Below are 19223 nucleotides of genomic sequence, written 5' to 3'. Positions count from 1 at the left end.
TGCTCTATAAACGTCTTGAGAACGGACAATTCCAGTGGCCACGTACTGAAGAAGCTGCTCGAAACATTACCTTACAACAATTTCGTTGGTTGACAGAAGGTCTCACACTTGACCCCAAGAAAAAGGTTCATCAATCGTCTCCAAAACGCGCAATTTAGCCAAAATGCCTGTGGATAAGACGATTTTAAAATGGCAAATTTTAAACTTTTCCACAATTTCAAAAGCAAGCTCATTCCTTCTGTACGCTGCATCTTCCGTGTGATAAAGTAGAATCATGGAGAAAAAATTGACCGAAAAACAACTAACTGACTATAGTAAGGAAACCATCGTAACCATGTACATGTCACTTCAGGAAATCACAGAATCCTTAAAGAAAACCAGTGACATGCAGCAGGAACAGATGAATGCCCTTAACAAAAAGATCGATTTGTTACTGGAACAAGTCGCCCTGGCCAATCAACGACGTTTTGGCAGATCAAGTGAAAAGATCGTTTTAGAGGGTCAAATGGAACTTTACTTCAACGAAGCTGAAGCCATTATTGACGCTAACGAATCGATCACTGAGCCTGAGCTAGACGAGGTTTATTCAAAACCGACTAAGCGCAAAAAGCAAAAGGGAAAACGCGAAGCAGATCTTAAAGACTTACCGATCAAGGTCCTCCATCATGAAATGAGTGAACTTGAACTAAAAGAGATCTTTGGTGACAAATGGCGTAGGCTACCAGACGAAGTTTATAAAAGACTTGCTTTTCATCCAGCGACTTTTGAAGTGGAAGAACACCACGTCGCTGTTTATTGTGGCTCAGATAATCAGACCATTGTGCGTGCGAAACGCGATAAAGATCTTCTTAGAAACAGCATCGTAACGCCGTCGCTACAGGCGGCGATCTATAATAACAAGTATGTGAATGCACTCCCTTTATATCGTATGGAGCAAGAATTTAAGCGACATGATGTGAACATTTCTAGGCAAAACATGGCGAACTGGACAATCCAGTGTAGCGAACGTTATCTTTCTTTGCTTTATGATAGAATGCATCAGGAGTTGCTTGAGAGTCCTGTTCTACAAGCAGATGAAACGCCTGTAGAAGTGAGTAAAGATGGAAGAGCTGCAGGAAGCAAAAGTTATATGTGGGTTTATCGCACGGGCAAAATGTACGATAAGCAACCGATCATCTTGTATGAATACCAGCGAACCAGAAAAGCAGACCATCCCAGAGCGTTCTTAAAGGATTACTCTGGGGTACTCGTGACAGACGGATATCAGGTTTATCACACGCTGGAAAGTGAACGTGAAAATCTGACGGTTGCAGGTTGCTGGAGTCATGGTCGGAGGCGCTTTGCAGCGGTTGTGAAAGCCCAAGGTGAAGAAATAGCCAAAGGCACCCTAGCCTATGAGGCTTTAAAGCAGATAGCAGCCATCTATAAACTTGACAACGACCTTTCAGAGTACTCAAATGAGGATCGTGTACGGCAAAGACATCTCATCGTGAAGCCTCAGGTGGAGGCCTTCTTTGAGTGGGCAAGATCACATATTAATGAAGTTCCTGAAAAATCTGAAACAGGCAAAGGTCTTTTATACTGCCTTAATCAAGAGCGCTATTTGAAGGTATTTCTGGATCATGGGGATGTACCACTTGATAACAATGCTACAGAATCCGTGATAAGAGGCTTTTGCATTGGCAAACATAACTGGCACTTAATTGACACAATCCATGGTGCAAAAGCGAGTGCCATCGCCTACAGCATTGCTGAGACTGCAAAGGCCAATAATCTTAAGCCGTATCAGTACTTCAAACATCTTCTGAGTGAGATCCCCAAGCATGAAGATGATAATAACCTATCTTTTCTTGAAGATTTGTTGCCTTGGTCAGATAAGCTACCAGCGGAATGCAAAAAACAGACTAATCTATAATTCACAACGAACCGTCATTTGACGGTTTTTGTTTACTCTATGACGCACTATTTACCGTTTACGTTTTTTATATCCAAACACAGAAATGAAGGAATACAAGTCGTAACTAAATATCTGCTTCGGCAATTGGTTGTTCCCTGTCGCTTTCAAAAATATCATCGGGAGCAAGAATAATGGCAAATCAAGATAAAATAACCATTAAAAACCCTGACAGATTGTCAAAGTAACCCCAATAATCACCAATAATAAAAGGGCGTTCCGGCATTAGAATTCAGATCTAGCTACATTTGCGCATAGCAAAAAAAATGATTTAGCGGAACCAATTCAATTCGTTTTATGATAAAAAAATCAAGATGCTTGTTTCTTGTAGTTGTGATACAATCCTCCAAGAATCGGTGCAGAAACCAAAACAGTATCCGCTACGGAAGAAACAGGCCATTCCAATGAGGGAACAGGGGGCTGGCACTAACCAAAGAAAAGCTGAAGAAAGGTATGTGTTTTAAGGTGGGTTGAGTATCTATCATAGAGTTTAGTAGAAAAACTTTAGCTGACTGTACGGAGAAAAACCGCAGAAGAATCAGCGGCCTTTTAGGGCAAAATTAACCTTATGAAATTGGAGGAATTTAACATCAAACCAAGAATAATGTATAGACGAGCCGATTTTTAAGAAAGTTGGTTAGCGTAATGGCGGCAAAGAATTGGTCTATACAGGATTCAAAAAGAAAGAACGGTAATATCGTAGAATTCTGGTTAGCATACAAGCAATATCCAGCGTCAGTTGTAGTAACATACACTGACGACAAGTTAATAAATATTGCAGGGGAAGACAGCTTACCGCAATACATTATGACAGATATGCAAAGTTACCGCGCTAGCATATCTGTATTTAGGTGTCGTTGCCTGGGGTTATGCAAGTTATGCAAGTACTGCGTCAAGCCTGAAGGTGAAGGAACTACCTTCTCTGGTTCAGGTGTCTGCAAACATTACGCTGGACTTGCTCATAATGTATCTGCTGGGGACATCACAATAAAAAACAATCTTAAAGGGTACAAAGAAATGGATCGTTGTAAAATAGCAGTAACAAAATAAAAGCCAAGGGCTATTGAAAGTTGAATATAGGTATAGCCCTACTATACTATAATGATATGCACTAGGTTTGCCGAAGCAACCTAGGAATCACTTGTTTGAGGTGTCTTTTGCTAAGCATAATATTCATGAATGGTCGCCGGATCATTCGAAGATGGGGAAGGTAGTAGCGTTGCTTGGTTAAGATGAACTATGGATGTTAAGGCATGTTCTGAGGGGTGAATCTCTAAATCACTAGAAACGACTTTGCCTGTTGACATATGATTTGATGCTTGTATGAGTGTCATGAGATGTATGTGTATAAATGGTAGGGAGTAAGTAATAACAAAAAGTTGAAGATCCTCACCTTACTTGATGCGACAAGAAGTTACGTGTAAAAGATTTATTGGTGAATTTGATTTGAGTTGAATTTATAATGAATTCCGCAAGATCAGAACGTTTTTATAACGCTCTGGTCTATTTGTTTTCTAATTTTTGTAATTAATGCAGGAATATTCAGGAAAAGTGTTGAATGTTAGAGAAGAATAATTTGAACCACGATTATGCAGGAAAGGGAAGCGAGAAAAATGTTAAGAATTGTGCATTTGTCTGACATACATCTCAATGCAGACAGTTTATATGATACTAAGGAATTTATTCTTAAAGCCCTTTTAAACGACTTAGAAAGTTTCAACGAGGAAAAGGAAATTGATCTTATTTTTTTACAGGTGATTTAATTGACAAGGGGGGTACAAGCTTCGGCGCAATCGATTTAGCGTTATTAAATTTTGAGGAGATATTTGTTGATGGAATTTGCGATAGAATTAACTTTCCAAAAGAACGGATGTTTTTTGCTCCCGGTAATCATGATATTGACAAATCGGCTGACGATGAGATTATTGAAAATGGACTAAATATGAAATTAAGCTCCATCGAAAAGGTAAACGATCACATTGACTCTGGAAAAATGCTTGGTATCGCAAGAATTGTACCATTTAAAGATTTTGAGAGGGCATACTACTCGAAATATCTCAGTAATAAAGATATAACCGTTTACAATTCTACCTTTAAAATTGCATTAAAGGGTTTTTCTATAGGAGTTACCTGCTTTAATTCCGTATGGAGATGCTTCGATAGTACAAAGGATAAAGGAAAAATCATATTAGGTGAAAGGCAAATAACAAGAGCTAGGCCTATTATTGAAGGTACAGATATAAAAATCGGGCTCATCCATCACCCATTGGACTGGTTTAGCCCATTCGAACTAACCACTATTTCTTCTCTAATTCAGAAAGATTATGATTTACTTTTTTGCGGGCACAATCATAGAGGTAGTTCCTGGACACAAACATCTATGCAAGGTAAATTGTTTTTATCCATGGCACCTGCTAACTGGTCTTGCGATTTTAGATTTAATAATGGGATTTATTCGAACGGGTATTCGATAATAGATATCGACAATAACTTGATTACAGTAAATCATAGGCGGTACTCTCATAATAAAGAGTCTTACGATCCTAATACTGACTTGGGTAATGACCAAGGAGTAATGACTTTTGAAATTCCCAGTAAAGATCAACTTGCAAAGACAGCTTTTACGACAGAGTTAGTCACCAAGATACAAGATAATTATTTTGATATTCTGAACGAACATTTAATTAGCTCAACTACTAATACCAATGCCCCTAAAATCTTGAGTGAAATGTTTGTTCTCCCTAAAATTGTTGATAATCCGATGGAAGAGAAAAGTAAGCAAATTACTTATAAATTGAATGATTTTTGCTCTAGTGATGAAAGCTTTTTAATACTTGGTACCAAAGAAGCGGGCAAAACTGTTCTATTAGATAGAATGTTGATTGAACTTACATTAAATATTATTCAGTACCGCAAAATCCCAGTTTATTTCGATTGTGATTCGTTTTCCCATTCAAGAATAGAAACTGGTATAGCTTTGTTCCTGGGTATACCAATAACTGCTGTATCTGAATTTTTACATAGTAATAAGTTATGTATTTTGGTCGACAATATTGATAGAGCTTCTAAGTCTTTCCTCATTCAACTTCAAAAATTTCTAGAGGACTACAATTTAGTGCAAATTATTGCGACATCTTCGTATGTAATTGAAGGAAAATTAATTCCGGAGCTATTGGACTACCCATTTTTGGCAAAGTTCAAATATGCATACATTCGTGAGTTTAGTGCAGGTCATATCCGACAATTAATGAATAAGTGGTTTAATGGTAATAAAGATTATGATAATAAAGAAAAGCTTGAAAAGCTACTTCGCTTTTTTATGACCCTTAATATACCTAGAACTCCCTTAGCAGTTTCAATGTTTCTGTGGATATTTGAACAACAGGGAAAAAATTATAAACCTATAAATAATGCAACCATGGTACAAAATTTTATTGAGACTTTATTGGATAAACTTTCAAGTAAGGAGATATTATCGGAGACTTTCGATTTTACAAATAAAGAAAGATTATTGGCTAAAATAGCTTATAATATGTTTCAGAAAAACGAAAAAGATTATTCACTATCGTATGACGAACTAAGCGGTCTAATCTTTGAGAGTATTAAAAAGAAGAAATTTGGTTCAATTGTAAAAGGAGAAGAGGTATTATTTGATTTCCTGAAAAAAGGAATTTTCTTGGTTTTTGTTCATAAAGGCCAGAGATTCATAAGATTTCGTTTTAATTGTTTCTTTAAATACTTTTTGATGAAAAATATAGATTATGAGCCTGGTTTTAAAGAATTTGTTTTAGAAGATTGTAACTATTTAAATTTCGGGGATGAGCTTGATTATTATACAGGGCTAAAACGAGATCAAGCAGAAATTTTACAGTTACTTGTAAAAAGAGCACATAATAAATTTAGCGAAATTATTTCTAAAATTGAGGCATTGGAATATAGTTTTGATACTTTTTTTGAAACTAGAAGTTCTATAGCCAGCAGTTTAGACCGAGGTTTTATAAAGAAACTGACGGAAAGAAAAAAACCAACTAATGAAGATTTAGACAAAATGCATGACGAGATGCTCGAAAGCGTCGATCATGAGACAGGCATTGAAAAAAAAGAAAAAATGACTCCTTTACAAGAACTAGAAACCGCATGGATAATTGCAGCTAAGGTGCTAAAAAATACAGAGGAAACGGAAATAGAAAATCTCAAATCGAGCGCATTTAATGATATCTTGAAATGTGCAATGGGTTTTGGAGTTATTTATAAAACCCTTCTTGAGGATTATTTGCAAAAAAATGACACTAATAATCAAACATTAAGAGTATTCTGTAACTTTTTTCCTTTGGGATTACAACAAGCTACAGTTATGTTTATGGGAACGGCAAAATTGCTTGTCGTTATTCAAGAAAAGATGGCAATTGAGTTAGAGAACAAGGGTGTAACTGATTTGGAGAAAATACTGATAGTTTCGATGTATTCAGACCTAAAAGGGGAAGACTATTTTAGTTCACTTCGTTCCTTAACTAAAAATATTAGAAGGAATTATAGTCGGGATATTGTTCTTTTAAAGCTACTAGCATACTATTATTTACGATCCGAGAGCGAGTATTCTGATAAAATCTTTGAAGACATTATGACTAGTTTGATTCTAGATACAAAGAAATCTAATATTGAACCACAATACGTTATAAAGAATAGAAATAGAAGTAAAATTATTGAAGATTATAGACTTAAGAGAGATACATTCCAGCAAGAATTAAAGGAAGAGTCTGTTTAATTTATGAACTCAAGTCACTTGGGTTGCAATAAAACAATTCGACCTTCACACTGATAATCGCTTTCGGCTCTTTTTGAACTGATAATTCCAGTGCTTCAAGGTGGCTTGTAGAGGTCACTGTGACGGTTATTGTTGCCTGCTTAAGGCTGATGCGGACTATCTAACTTCTTTTAACAGTTATTCCATGATCACAGCTCCTTTGAATTTAGTCTAATAGATTGTAATGCTATTGTCATTTGTCAAATCATTTCCCCCTACGACCACGCAGAACAAATACCGTAATGCAATAATTTCTTTACTTTGCCAGTACACCCTTCCCCTAATTTAGGAATGGGTGGGCGAATGGATTCATAATGTTATACTTTGGGCCTCTATATATATTCACAAAGAATTTTAGACTATGTAAAAAGTTTGAGTTCTACAGGTTACTTTACCATGAACTTAGCCATGCTAGAAAGATCGCTGGGTTTCAAAGTCAATATCAACCTTATATTGTATTGGGTTGTAAAACGAAAGATATCAATATTAGTGAAGGCGAGAAGCAATTTAAAAATTATCCTTGTGCAAAATTTAAAGGATTTAGTGTATATAAGATATGTGATCTTAAGTTTGCTGTAACTGAGATTGATAATCGAAGGGTATTGTCTGAAGAACAAGTTAAGGAGGCTGTAATTGCTCCAGTGCTCAAAGAATATATAGGCATAATTTTAGGATTTATACTTTTTGCGGGTGCATTCAGTTTGATATTATATTGTTTAATTTTTAAGAATCTGCCTATATATTTCTTTGCTATTGGACTTGTTCTATTAATGTTAAGTATTTTTCTGTGCAAGTGGTATGAACCTGAAGGCGTTCCATCACTGTGGAAACAAGCGAAAAAAAAGACAGCGATTGTTATTTGTATCATAATCCAAAATACTATTATACATATGGTGGTAGAGTATATACCGCACCCCATTGTAAAGACCAGATTCTTTGAATTAAAGTTGTTTCCTTTCCGGTTCATTTTGATAGATTTCGGTTATGGGACAGTTTTTGGGGTTGAATTATGTAGGTAGACCACTGGGGTTAGGCTCATTATTGAGATTCTAAGTCTGATGCTTCAATCTTACGGGGAAAGTGACTCATTTGACGTATTCCTTTTGAGTAAGCCTCACTCATATGATTTAGGTATCATCCGCCGCGAATAAGCGTCTTTTTGTTTGGCAACTATTAGAATAAAGTTGGAGGGATTTAACATCAAACCAAGAATAATGTATAGACGTGCTAATTATTAGAAAGTAGGTTAGCGTAATGGCAGCTAAGAATTGGTCTATACAGGATTCAAAAAGAAAGAACGGTAATATCGTAAAATGCAAGGAACTTGAAAAACTTCAGGCTACCGACACTCTTAAAATCGTATAAAAGATACAAAGTTTTTGTATTACTATAGAAAGTTACTAGTTTTAAGGATTGGCAAAGTATGCCAGGCAATTCTTAAAATATGATGAGTATAATTTAAGAGAAGTAATGTACAAGGGATGATGACAAGGGATGATTGACAAAGTAAAAAAAGTATTTCAGTATCTTCTTGCGGTTAAAAGCCTTACAATACCTGTGGATAGAGACGTTAATAAATACATTTCATTGTGGTGGGAGGACGAAATACCTAACATTGAAGGTTGTTATCTCTTCGGAAGTGGGAAGAATCCAGAAGCATGGCTTGAGGTACATAAGCAAAACATAGATCTCCCACCTGTTTTACCTCAAATTTTAGAGAACTGGATAATTTGGAACCCTAAAAATCCAACTACTAAACCAGTAACAAAGGAAATTATGGATATTGAAGGGAATCTGTTTACAGATTCAACTGAAAGAGTTGAAACTTGGGAAAAATGGCTTGTCAAATGGGATTCTTGGAGTATAGATATAATGCCAAAATATTTGATTCAAAAAATATATGGCGAATTTTTTGCTTTATATCAAACGTTTCAAAGCGAAAGTGAAACTATAGAATTAGCTTGGGGTCATGGTCTTTTAACCTGGCATTCAAATGGTGAAAGGGTCAAAAGACCTTTATTTGTAACGCACATGGAACTGGTTTTTAACTCCAAGCAAGGTTCATTTGAAATAGTTCCAAATGGGAAACCGACAGCTTTAGAAATTGATATGTTAGCGGGTATTGAGTTACCCAATATTGACATGATTAATAAGATTGATAAAGGTATTCAGGAAGTAGGCATAGATCCCCGAGACAAAACAACGTTAGAACCATTGAGTAAGCAAATAGTTAATATTCTAAGCCCATCTGGTAAAACTTATTTTTCCGTGCCTAGAGAGGCAGTGAAGATTTCTGATTCACCAATAATTTATGATTGTCCTGTCCTATTTCTTAGGAAAAGATCGGGAAGACAGTGGCAGACGGAATTAAAAAACATTATTAAAGCAATTGATGACGGTTGTTCCATACCAGCTCCGATTATTTCGTTAGTGACAGAAGAAAACCTTAATTCGGTTTTATCTGAGGCTCAAGCACAAGAACAAGTTAACTGGCGTAAAGTTGGGGAGGAGATACTATTTCCCCTTCCCGCAAATAATGAACAAAAAGAAATCGTTCAACGTCTTGCTGCTAATTATGGAGTTACAGTGCAAGGACCGCCCGGAACTGGAAAAAGTCATACAATAGCTAATTTAGTTTCGCATCTATTAGCACATGGTAAACGGGTTTTAGTAACTAGTCACACCGAACGTGCATTAAGAGTGTTAGCTGATAAGATACCTGAAGAAATTAGACCATTATGTGTGAGTGTAACTGGCGGTGATTTAGACTCAATAAAAGAGGTTGAACAGTCAATAAGAGTAATCTCAGAGAATCTATCAATTGATGTTGAAACTCTAAATAAAGAGATTGATCAAGATAAGGCAATTTTAAGGGATACCCGGGCAAAAGTAGCTGAGTTGCGTTATAATCAACGAAAAGCCGCCGAAAATGAGCATATGACTGTAAATTTTAAAGGTGCTGAACAAACACCTTTAGAAATCGCAAAATGGATTAAAGAAAATGAGGAAAGACACGGTTGGTTACCAGATTCAATCGACTTTAATTCGTCTCAACCAAGTCATGAAAAAGTATCTGCATTTTTTAAATTTGCTGGTTTACTAAAAAGGAACGATATCGAATCATTAAGATTCTCGCGCCCTATTACATCTAAATTACCGAGTAGTTATGAATTCAAAATACTAATAGATGCCATTAACCAAAAAGAAAAGATCGTAGAAATGAGTAAAAGTTATATTAATGGTTGGCACCTTCATAGTGATCCGTTGTTAGAGGTAAATAAATGGATTGAGCATTTAGATTTAGCAATACAAAAATTACAAGTTTTTAATGTTCCCTGGTTAAAGCCTATTTTTGAGGAGATAACGGATAACGAACTATCTCGAAACTCATGGATTGAATTTAAAATCGACTGTGAAAAGCTTTTAAAAGAGCTTAACCCTCTTAATCGCTCATTATCTGAATATGTAGTTGAGATGCCTGAAAAGGATCTTTCAGTTTTATTAGCCGATTTTGAAGCATTGCGAGAACATCTAAATAAAAATACTAACCTGAGCTGGATATTCACAAAAGTCACCGGTCGTAAATACAAATACATTTTAGATACTTGCAAAGTAAATAATTCTGCAGTAAGAACAGTTGGAAATGTAGAAATCTTTATACAACATATTACCAAAATTGAAAAAACACAAAAACTAGTGAATAGATGGAATTCAGCTATATCAGAAGTAAAAGGTGAGATCCTTGCTATTAATACGCCGAGGGTTTTGGCTGTTATTGAAAGACATCTTAGATCAATCGAAGATGCACTCAAATGGCATGAGACTATAGTTAAACCAGTTAGACCAATACTTTCTCATTTTGGAATACTAGAGAAGATTAATATTAAAGATGAAAGAGCATTGACTCAGGTTAAAAAGGGATTTGAGGCTATACAAAACAGACAACGATTGGAAGCTATTCAAAGGGAAGTTGAAACACTAAGATCTTACTTGATCTCTGGGTCTTCACAAAATGCTGCACACCGGTTATGGAATGATCTTATCCGAGCTTTAGATACGCGTAATTCTAGCCTCTGGGATATGACTGTTTCTGAATTGAATAGGTTAGCCTCTCTTGAACCCTTATATAGAGAATTTGATGTAATAAGTAAAGAACTATCGAGAACAGTACCACGTTGGGTGGCTCAGACTATTTCAGATGGTGGCAACGGTGAACCATTGGTTCCTCCTAAAGATTGGATCGATGCATGGACATGGGCACAAGGAAGCAATTTCTTAAAAACATTAAAACAAAATAATAACCCCGAAGAACTTCAACGATTAATTTCTGAAGAAGAACGAAATGAGGCAAATATATTAAAAGAAATCATTTCTAAATCCACTTGGGTACGACAAATAGAGCGAACCACGGAAACACAAAAACGTAGTCTTTATGCTTGGATTCAAGCCATTAGGCGTGTTGGTAAAGGAACGGGTAAGTATGCCGACAAACATCGGCTCGATGCTAAAAAGGAAATGGAAAAATGTCGTTTGGCAATTCCAGTGTGGATAATGCCAGTACATAAAGTAATTGAAAACTTTAGTGTATCTGATGACCTATTTGATGTCGTAATAGTTGATGAGGCCAGTCAATGTGACCTATTTGCTCTCGTAACTCTATTTAGGTCGCGAAAAGCAGTAATAGTAGGTGATGATAAACAAATTAGTCCGGAAAGTGTTGGGAAAGATCAGACTGATGTTAACAAATTAATAGCAAGGTATCTAACTGATATCCCCCAGAAAGAGCGTTACGATATGCAGACCAGTTTGTACGATACCGCATTGAGGATTTTCCCTGGAAATTTAATGTTAAAAGAGCATTTTAGGAGTATTCCGGAAATAATCCAATTTAGTAACGACCAGTTCTACGGAGGAGATATTGAACCTTTAAGATTGCCAGAAACGAACGAAATACTTAGCCCACCTATCCTAGCGGTTAGAGTTTCAGACGGATTCCGAGAAGAAAGCACCGCTGCTCTAAATTATCCCGAAGCAGAAGCACTAGTAGATAAAGTGATAGAATGTTGTGGGTTACCCGAGTATAAGGAAAAAAGTATGGGCGTTATATCTCTTCAAGGCCGTCAACAAGCCATAGTAATCCAAGAAAAATTGAGGGAAAAGCTTGGTGATAGTGAGCTTATCAACCGGAAATTAATTTGCGGGGAAGCCTACTCATTCCAAGGAGACGAGCGAGATGTAATCTTTTTGTCAATGGTAGCTGCAAATAATACTAGAATTGGTGCTCTGGTTAAAGCTGCTGATGAGAAGAGATTTAATGTTGCCGCCAGTCGCGCTCGTGACCAAATGTGGCTTTTTCACTCAGTAGATATAGAGGACTTAAATCCCAATTGTATGAGGGCAAAATTGCTAGGCTACTGTTTAGATCCCAAAAGAACACAACTCGAAACCGAAAAGGTTGATGATCTTTTCGAATCAGACTTTGAAAGAGATGTATTTAAATTAATCATCGCGAGAGGTTATGCTGTACGCCCACAAGTAAAAGTTGGAAAGTATAATAAACGTATCGACTTAGTGGTTGAAGGACTTCGTAATCGATTAGCAGTCGAATGTGATGGAGACAAGTGGCATGGACCAGAACAATGGGAAGCAGACCAGGAAAGACAGAGGTTGCTTGAAAGAATTGGGTGGGTATTTTGGCGTGTAAGGGGGAGTGTTTTTTATAGTAACCCAGAAAATGCAATGAGGTCACTTTGGGATAAGCTAGAAGCTATGGGTATTGAGGCAAGATTCCAAAGTGTGGATTCGCTTATTGCAAAGTGAACAATTATGATATTTGAGAATGATACCCAGCTCATTCTAAGATGATGAAATGCGTAGTGCGCTTACTAAAGAGGAACTGTTAGCAGTTAAGTGATCTTCTCAATAGACTAAACCTAAATTATCTCATCAGATAAACTGATACAATAACCGTTTGTTTATGGCCTTAGCAATAGCGTCCAGTTGCTCTTTGCTCAGTTCAGAAAACGGTGTAAAAATATCAGGCAATATTGATGCGCATGATCTAATCGCCATCTCTAGGTCGTCTAGTTCTTTGGAAGGAATCTCACCTTCGAAAACTTCAATTATACACCCGTCAAAAGCTACGGTAGCGTAATTGGCAGGTGTTGTGATAACATGAAAATGAAGTTTATGAGGGTTGTCAGTAACAAGCTTAATACTGCGAATTATCATATGGAACCTCCGGGATAGAATAATTTATTGGTAATTCGCTGAGATGGGACATATTTCCTGCTTTATATGACAGCAATCTGCCCTAATCGTTTTGTCAATTTGTTTAAATGGAGTAACAATATGGCGGTTAGCGAAAGTTTCAAAGAATATGTAGTAGACCAACTTGTAGAGTTGGGTTTTGTTACAGTCAAAAAGATGTTTGGCGGCGCTGGTATTTACCATGACGGTTTGATTTTCGGATTACTAGCCGATGACGTCCTTATTTTAAGGTGGATGACTCCAACAAATTAGATTATAAAAGAGCAGTGATTAAACCATTCCAACCATTTGATCACAAACCTATGGTAATGCCCTATTATGAAGTTCCTGTTGATATTTTGGAAAACAGAGAAAAGTTAGCGGAATGGGCTAAGAAAGCTTTATTTGCATCTAGAAATAAGTCTAAAAGGCAAAAACCTACGAAAGCCATGGAGATTTATTAAGTTATTGGCCACGGTTGCCCGGATCATTCCGAGATAAGGGAAGGCGAAACCGGTTTATTAAAGGGGTACTGAAGCTGTTGAGAGACGTGCTGGATGAGTTTATGCTAACCATTGACGGTCTGAACAATGATTTTGACGCAGAATAAGGCGTCTTTTTTTATTCTATGGAGGAATATGGGAAATGATAAAGAATTATATAGATGAGCGTAGAATTTTAATACAGAAAGGGGTAAACAAAAAGTGCCGTATCGTATGAAGATAGTTTCAGAAGATTCAACGATTGTTAATAGACGTATAGATGAGAAATATGTTCAAATCAAGATTGAAGTCGGAAGGATATATTGTCTTGCCCCTCTTAAACCAATGAGAAAACAAGATCGACAAAATGAAGGGCGAATTGTTGAAGTACTAGGTTTTACCGATAATTTTGCACCAGCAGGGGTTATTGTTAAATATCTGGATAATAACAGAAGGGGTCTGGCGAGTCCTATTGATTTGTTGCCACACAAAACGTCCGACATACAAGACGAACTTAATAACTTAACAAAAGTCCTTAATCTTGAAGTTAAATTCCTCGAGCAAGGTCAAGAAGAGGGTGAATTCACTTGTCCGTTTTGCGAGGGTAAGGCTTTTTATAAGGTGTTTTCTCACCCTTTGCGCGGCGATTTGAAAAAGAAGAGGATCGTGAGTCAGTGTTTAAACGGATGTTTTAGTTAATCCACATGAACTATATCGAAAGGTATAATTTTAATTGAGGTAGACAATTCCCTGGTGAGTTAAATATTAACCCAAGCTGACAAGGAGTAATTAAATGATCCCCAATAACATTTCCAAAGAACGGATCAAATATCTATTTGTTTCGTCTCCACCACTAAATAAAGCTGGGTTAAGTTCATTTCCATTGGCAAAAATGTTAGCGATTGAAATCACATATTTTGGAGGATACCTTTTTTCGTCATAAACGAGAGTGAATTTCGTGGAAGTTCGTTCTTTGGATACTCCGTTGAGGTTGATCCGTTTTAATGCTTTAGTAATATAAAACTGATTTCGTAGATCTCATTAGAAACGAATTGCCAGAATGGTATACATATTATCAAAATATATCTTCTCCCCCTGGCTAATGGACTTTTCAGAAGGCTTCAGCCTTTAACGCGAGTTTCACTAGCCATGTTAAATCCACTTGTTCAGCAGGTGTGTTGTTTATTTACCTACCAGGGATTAAAATAACACCGGTTACTGCTGCGTGAGCATAGCCAGAAGTTCGGCAACGGTTTAGCATTTCGAAAGAGCCGAGGGGATTTCGATAATCGCGCAAAGTTACAATTTCGCCATTATGAATTTCAAATATTTGAACATACCTCAACTGATAAGGCACTCCGGTAGTGTCAACCTCGCCAGACAAATCATACTCGGCGATGATAACTGTAGGATCGGTTGTCTCATATATAGTCAGCGTTTTATAGGCTATTGGTCGTAAAGGGAAATTTGCCACTGCCACAAGATAAGCGTGGATATTCTCTTGCCTCTGAATTTTTCTTTTGGATTTATGTGGAGGAAAAGGTAATTCGAGTACACCAAAGCATCATTTCAATTGAATTAGGGCTTGAACAGAACTTTCTCTAAAACAGTTTCAATGCGTTCCTGGGTACAGGGTTTGCATATGACCTGTAAAGGTTTGACCTGCATGAATTGATCGTGATCATCTGCAGATGTCACAAATACTATACTGCACGCTGACGTGGACTCGGATTGCCGTATCAGTTTGGCGGTTTCAAGACCAGTCAGCTTTTTCATGCTATTATCAAGAAAAAGGAGGTCAAAAACCAAGCCATGCTTTTCTATTTCTTCGAGAAGCTCCTCGCCACTGCTGAATTCGCAAATATTAAATATAACATCGTTTTCTTCTTCATATAAATGAATTAGTGCCACCAATAAGCGACGGCACAAAGGCCTGTCATCGCAAATGCCGATAGTAAACAAAACATCTCCTCCAACATCAGGCGTTTGTTGAATAATCTTAGGACAAATAGTCCAATATGTCAATAGGACTAATCGTCCTAAGATATACTTGCTTTGGTGATGATAATGCGTTTAAAAATACGTGATGTTCGAGAAGATCATGATCTAACCCAACAGCAAGTTGCGCAATACCTGATGTGCGATCAATCTTTATACTCCAAATATGAGCGTGGGGAGCGTGATGTTCCGCTGAATGTCATGATTAAACTCGCCCGGTTTTACAAAACCAGCATTGACTATTTGGTCGGGCTTACAGAAAATAAAAAACCTTATCGCTGAGTGAGCGCGAAGTTCGGGAAATCGATGCCGTAAGTCTAATCCACACAGCAATTTGTGACCGAAAATCTTTGCCGGTAGATGTTGTTGTAAATCGGGCAAGTATGCTAAGCGCAAAGGGAAAAGGATTCATTATGAAGGTCCCATTCAGAAATATCAGGTATGGCAGTGGAAGCCCAATTGGGAAACTAAAAATTTAAAATCTGAAGGCTATAAAAGATGTCTGCCAAAAAGTTATGGCCGGAAGTACAATCAGATTAATTAAGTGAAGATGAGACTGCCGACAAATATGACGTTGTCAGCAGTCTTTTTCTGTTGAACCGGGAGTTATTAACGCTGTCCTAAAATGCTAAAAGGGGACAGCTAGGCCTCGGGAGGGTCATAAAGGTCATTAGTTGTTGTATCAATGACCTTTATATCCCGTATTCCTGTCAGGGCACCGCTGGGCGTTAAGAATATATCGCTTGCGATAAGCGAATTCATAACGGCCATGGCCTCAGTCAGCTGCAGGTTCTCCTTCGGATTGGAAACCGTAATCGCGAAGGTTTTGCCGCCTGTCGTATTAAACGTTAACCTGACCACCTTGTTTGTTGAAAGGGCCATAGTTTTACCTCCTCGTACATCAGGTTTTCCTGTCGGTTATTCCTCAGCCAGCTCAAAGGTCTTCCGATAGAGTACGTCGAGCACCGGACTCTGGGACAGGTTGAATAAAGCATGGGCTGCATCGAAAACAGCCTGTTCCGCGGCGTCGAACCTCAGGTAATTAAGACTTTTCTGTCTTTTTATTGGGGCGCCGAGGGCGGTGAGCCCGGCCTGGTATACAACGACCAGAACCGAATTCAAAGGTGCCACTGCGACCGTCATTCTACTCACCTCCTTTTCCTCCGTATGGACAGACCGTTTGCATTGCGGCTTGTCCATACAGTCTATGATTATGCTTGTCCAAAGGTGACACAACCCCTCCCGCTTGTCATAATATCAGACAGACTGATAAGCTGCCCCCGATGGGCGCGGATCTCGGGAATTTATCAAAGGAAGAATTCATTATGAAGATACAAAGTTAATCTCAGATCAGGCCGGGCTTGTCCCATAATCGTGCGCGCGTAAGATTATGGGACAAGCCAAGGAGAAGGCTCTCACCCTTGCCGGGATAATCCCATATTATGTGGATAAAAGAAGAGAAAGGATCCGTGTCTAATATGGGGGATATTATCTCGGAGCGTACGCCGCTTTTAATCGCGGCTGAAATTAATATCATTAAACACCAGACCGAAGAAATGGTGCTTAACAACTTTATCGAAATCGGTCGGCGGCTGACAGAGGTCAAGATTATGATTAAGCATGGAGAATGGGGCAAGTGGCTGAAAGAGTCTGTCGGCTTTTCCCAGAACAGGGCTGAAAAACTAATGCGTCTCTTTGATGCCTACGGGGGCCAACAGCTCGCCTTACGCGGTGCCGGTGGGCAGGCTCAGGAACTGCCGAATTTGAGCTACACCCACGCGCTCATTCTTCTGGGGGTGCCTGAAGAGGATCGGGCGCAATTCATCAATGACATAGATATTGAAAGCATAACAACCCGCGAGCTGCAGCAGGCGGTTAATGATCTGAAACGGTCCCAACAGGAGAAGGCAGGTATCCAGAAAACCCTGGATGAGGAAAAGGAGAAAAACACGCAGCTGGCCAAGGAGTGCGACAACCTAAAAAAAGAAACCAGTGATTTACGGAAGTCCAAGCAAGAACTTCAGCAGGATGTTGAGAAAAAGGCAATGGAGAATAAGAAGCTCACAGAAAATTCGAATTTGAAGAGCTACCAAAGAGTAAGCAACGAGCTTGCTGCTGCCCAAATCAAGCTGCTTACCGGTAAAGTCGCTTTTCGCTACGAGACCTTGGACAAAGCGTTCAAGGAACTAATGTATGAGATGGATCTGCTGGCAAAGATTGATCCCCAGGTGCATGCTGAGTATAAAAAAATGGTGAATGATTTTTTAATCAAAGCGATGGAGAAGAGAATGGGGAACTAGCAAAGGATAGCAAATGTTCATTTAATGACGGCAATCCAAATTTGTCAGTACTGACGAATTTGACCTACACCCAGACGCTCTTCCTCATCATTACTATCGATTCTAATTATTTCGACTGTAGTAGTTATATAGCTCCATCCCCATTATATTTTCTATACAACTTGAAATAGCATAAACGATGTTGAGAATCTTCCACTCTCCGGAACAAAGCATAATATTTTCTCTCCCTTTTTTAATTTGCCTGAGTTAAATAATTCTTCAAGAATAATATAAATTGAAGCCGCGCCAGTATTCCCTTTATATGTCAAGTTCGTAAACCACTTATGATAAGGGATCTCAAACCCAGCCCGTTTAAGTGCTTCATATGTTTTATCTCTGAAAAATTCAGAGGAATAATGTGGAAGAAAATAGTCGATTTCAATTTCTTTTAGATTTCTTTTTTTACTTATTTCAGAAATTGGCTTTTCAACAGTATAATACACTACATATTGATTCAAAAGCTTTACATCCTGGGAGATTTGAAGCACTGATTCCTGCATAACTTTCTCAATATTGTCTAATTCCCGCCATCCTTTAAATTTGTCATCCTCTATTTTTCCGCCGCTATACATACAAACAGGCATCTCGCCTGCATAAGATATAATATCAATCCACTCAATTTTCAAAGATATTTTATCATGATTTGGAGTATTTTGGATTAAAACAGCTCCCGCGCCATCAGAAAGCATCCACCTTAAAAAATCTCTTTGAAAGGCAATCTCTCCATTTACATTAAGTTCATTTATTTCAGATTCTTTCACAAAATTTTTCGCCATCATCAATAGTGAAGACACTTCAGAACCGGTTACTACTGCATTGTTTTTAAGCCCGGCTAAAACAGTCATATAACCATAATTTAAAGCAGTAATTCCTGACAAGCAAATCCCCGATGTAGCAACTGCTTCTACCGGGCCTAATCCAAGTTCACCCTGGGTCATTAGAGCATGATTTGGCATTAGTTGGTCGGGAGAACTCGTTCCACATACCAAACATTCTATATCCGCTAGTTTAAAATTGTCATCCTCCAGTACCCTTATGGCATTCGCAGTAATTTGAGCATTATTAAAAACTATCGCTTTTGTTTTTTTATCAACTACATAATACCTGCTTTTTATACCATTGCTACGTAAAATGATACCTTTTGCCCTTGATGGTTTATCATTTACTAGGCCTAGAACATCTTCAATCTCATCATTACCAACAGATTGATTAGGCAAAAAAACCGCAATTTTATTTATATAAACGTTATACACAGCTCTCTATACCCCTTTCTTTAAAATATTCATGGGTACCAATTTAACTCAGGATGTAGTGAATCTCGTTATCAAGACATTATAAACAATTTATGGTTATTCTCCTTTCAATTTAACTCCCACCTTAAGCTCGTTCGATTCTAC

General features: G+C 37.8%; 16 protein-coding genes and 1 pseudogene. 11 read left to right on the top strand and 6 right to left on the bottom strand.

Features of this window, described 5'->3' with window-relative positions:
- Window positions 1–274: 274 nt before the first annotated feature.
- From DOT_RS02810 to DOT_RS02790, 5 genes and pseudogenes are all read left to right on the top strand, one after another.
- A complete protein-coding gene (locus tag DOT_RS02810; RefSeq protein ID WP_009613890.1) occupies window positions 275–1915 on the top strand; it encodes an IS66 family transposase in 1641 nt (546 codons plus the stop codon).
- Window positions 1916–2599: 684 nt separating this feature from the next.
- Window positions 2600–3004, top strand: coding sequence for a hypothetical protein (locus DOT_RS02805; RefSeq protein WP_040411071.1), 405 nt, complete (start codon window positions 2600–2602; stop codon window positions 3002–3004).
- Window positions 3005–3710: 706 nt separating this feature from the next.
- A pseudogene (locus tag DOT_RS02800) lies at window positions 3711–6719 on the top strand (metallophosphoesterase); the annotation flags it as partial.
- 497 nt (window positions 6720–7216) lie between these two features.
- Complete coding sequence (locus DOT_RS02795) at window positions 7217–7777, top strand: hypothetical protein (RefSeq protein ID WP_157998395.1); 561 nt, start codon at window positions 7217–7219, stop codon at window positions 7775–7777.
- A 475-nt stretch (window positions 7778–8252) separates the two neighbouring features.
- Window positions 8253–12578 (top strand): AAA domain-containing protein, encoded by a 4326-nt coding sequence (locus DOT_RS02790; RefSeq protein ID WP_009613884.1) that lies wholly within the window; start codon window positions 8253–8255, stop codon window positions 12576–12578.
- A 126-nt stretch (window positions 12579–12704) separates the two neighbouring features.
- Here the strand turns inward: DOT_RS02790 and DOT_RS02785 are convergent, their stop codons facing one another.
- Complete coding sequence (locus DOT_RS02785) at window positions 12705–12989, bottom strand: hypothetical protein (RefSeq protein ID WP_009613883.1); 285 nt, start codon at window positions 12987–12989, stop codon at window positions 12705–12707.
- A gap of 120 nt (window positions 12990–13109) precedes the next feature.
- Between DOT_RS02785 and DOT_RS31575 the strand changes: the two genes are divergently transcribed.
- The 4 genes from DOT_RS31575 to DOT_RS02775 all read left to right on the top strand — a co-directional run bounded on the left by DOT_RS31575 (window position 13110) and on the right by DOT_RS02775 (window position 14188).
- Window positions 13110–13280, top strand: coding sequence for a TfoX/Sxy family protein (locus DOT_RS31575; protein ID WP_009613882.1), 171 nt, complete (start codon window positions 13110–13112; stop codon window positions 13278–13280).
- On the top strand, window positions 13259–13471 hold the full coding sequence (locus tag DOT_RS31570; RefSeq protein WP_242833753.1) for a TfoX/Sxy family protein: 213 nt from the start codon (window positions 13259–13261) through the stop codon (window positions 13469–13471). The genes DOT_RS31575 and DOT_RS31570 overlap by 22 nt, the downstream gene beginning before the upstream one ends.
- 14 nt (window positions 13472–13485) lie before the next feature.
- Entirely contained in the window at window positions 13486–13617 is a 132-nt protein-coding gene (locus tag DOT_RS32215; RefSeq protein WP_009613880.1) for a hypothetical protein, read from the top strand.
- A gap of 94 nt (window positions 13618–13711) precedes the next feature.
- Entirely contained in the window at window positions 13712–14188 is a 477-nt protein-coding gene (locus DOT_RS02775; protein WP_009613879.1) for a hypothetical protein, read from the top strand.
- 487 nt (window positions 14189–14675) lie between these two features.
- On the opposite strand, the gene DOT_RS02770 is transcribed toward DOT_RS02775, so the two are convergent.
- Window positions 14676–14969, bottom strand: a complete 294-nt coding sequence (locus DOT_RS02770; protein ID WP_040411070.1) for a PhzA/PhzB family protein — start codon at window positions 14967–14969, stop codon at window positions 14676–14678.
- A 98-nt stretch (window positions 14970–15067) separates the two neighbouring features.
- The gene (locus DOT_RS02765) at window positions 15068–15451 is read right to left on the bottom strand and encodes a response regulator (protein ID WP_009613864.1); all 384 of its coding nucleotides are present in this window, start codon (window positions 15449–15451) and stop codon (window positions 15068–15070) included.
- A 105-nt stretch (window positions 15452–15556) separates the two neighbouring features.
- On the opposite strand from DOT_RS02765, the gene DOT_RS02760 reads away from it, so the two are divergent.
- Entirely contained in the window at window positions 15557–15769 is a 213-nt protein-coding gene (locus tag DOT_RS02760; RefSeq protein WP_009613862.1) for a helix-turn-helix transcriptional regulator, read from the top strand.
- Between the two features lie 360 nt (window positions 15770–16129).
- Here the strand turns inward: DOT_RS02760 and DOT_RS02755 are convergent, their stop codons facing one another.
- Both DOT_RS02755 and DOT_RS02750 read right to left on the bottom strand, forming a co-directional pair.
- Window positions 16130–16369 (bottom strand): DUF2922 domain-containing protein, encoded by a 240-nt coding sequence (locus DOT_RS02755; protein ID WP_009613860.1) that lies wholly within the window; start codon window positions 16367–16369, stop codon window positions 16130–16132.
- 36 nt (window positions 16370–16405) lie between these two features.
- The gene (locus DOT_RS02750) at window positions 16406–16630 is read right to left on the bottom strand and encodes a DUF1659 domain-containing protein (RefSeq protein ID WP_009613859.1); all 225 of its coding nucleotides are present in this window, start codon (window positions 16628–16630) and stop codon (window positions 16406–16408) included.
- A gap of 335 nt (window positions 16631–16965) precedes the next feature.
- On the opposite strand from DOT_RS02750, the gene DOT_RS02745 reads away from it, so the two are divergent.
- Window positions 16966–17787 (top strand): DUF3102 domain-containing protein, encoded by an 822-nt coding sequence (locus DOT_RS02745; protein WP_040411072.1) that lies wholly within the window; start codon window positions 16966–16968, stop codon window positions 17785–17787.
- Window positions 17788–17939: 152 nt separating this feature from the next.
- Here DOT_RS02745 and DOT_RS02740 read toward each other — a convergent pair whose 3' ends face one another.
- Window positions 17940–19079, bottom strand: coding sequence for a beta-ketoacyl-ACP synthase III (locus DOT_RS02740; RefSeq protein ID WP_009613857.1), 1140 nt, complete (start codon window positions 19077–19079; stop codon window positions 17940–17942).
- Window positions 19080–19223 lie beyond the last annotated feature (144 nt).

The organism is Desulfosporosinus sp. OT (assembly GCF_000224515.1).
Taxonomy (GTDB): Bacteria; Bacillota; Desulfitobacteriia; order Desulfitobacteriales; family Desulfitobacteriaceae; genus Desulfosporosinus.
The sequence above is the reverse complement of the archived record's forward strand: the minus strand, read 5'-3'. Positions and strand labels throughout refer to the sequence as shown.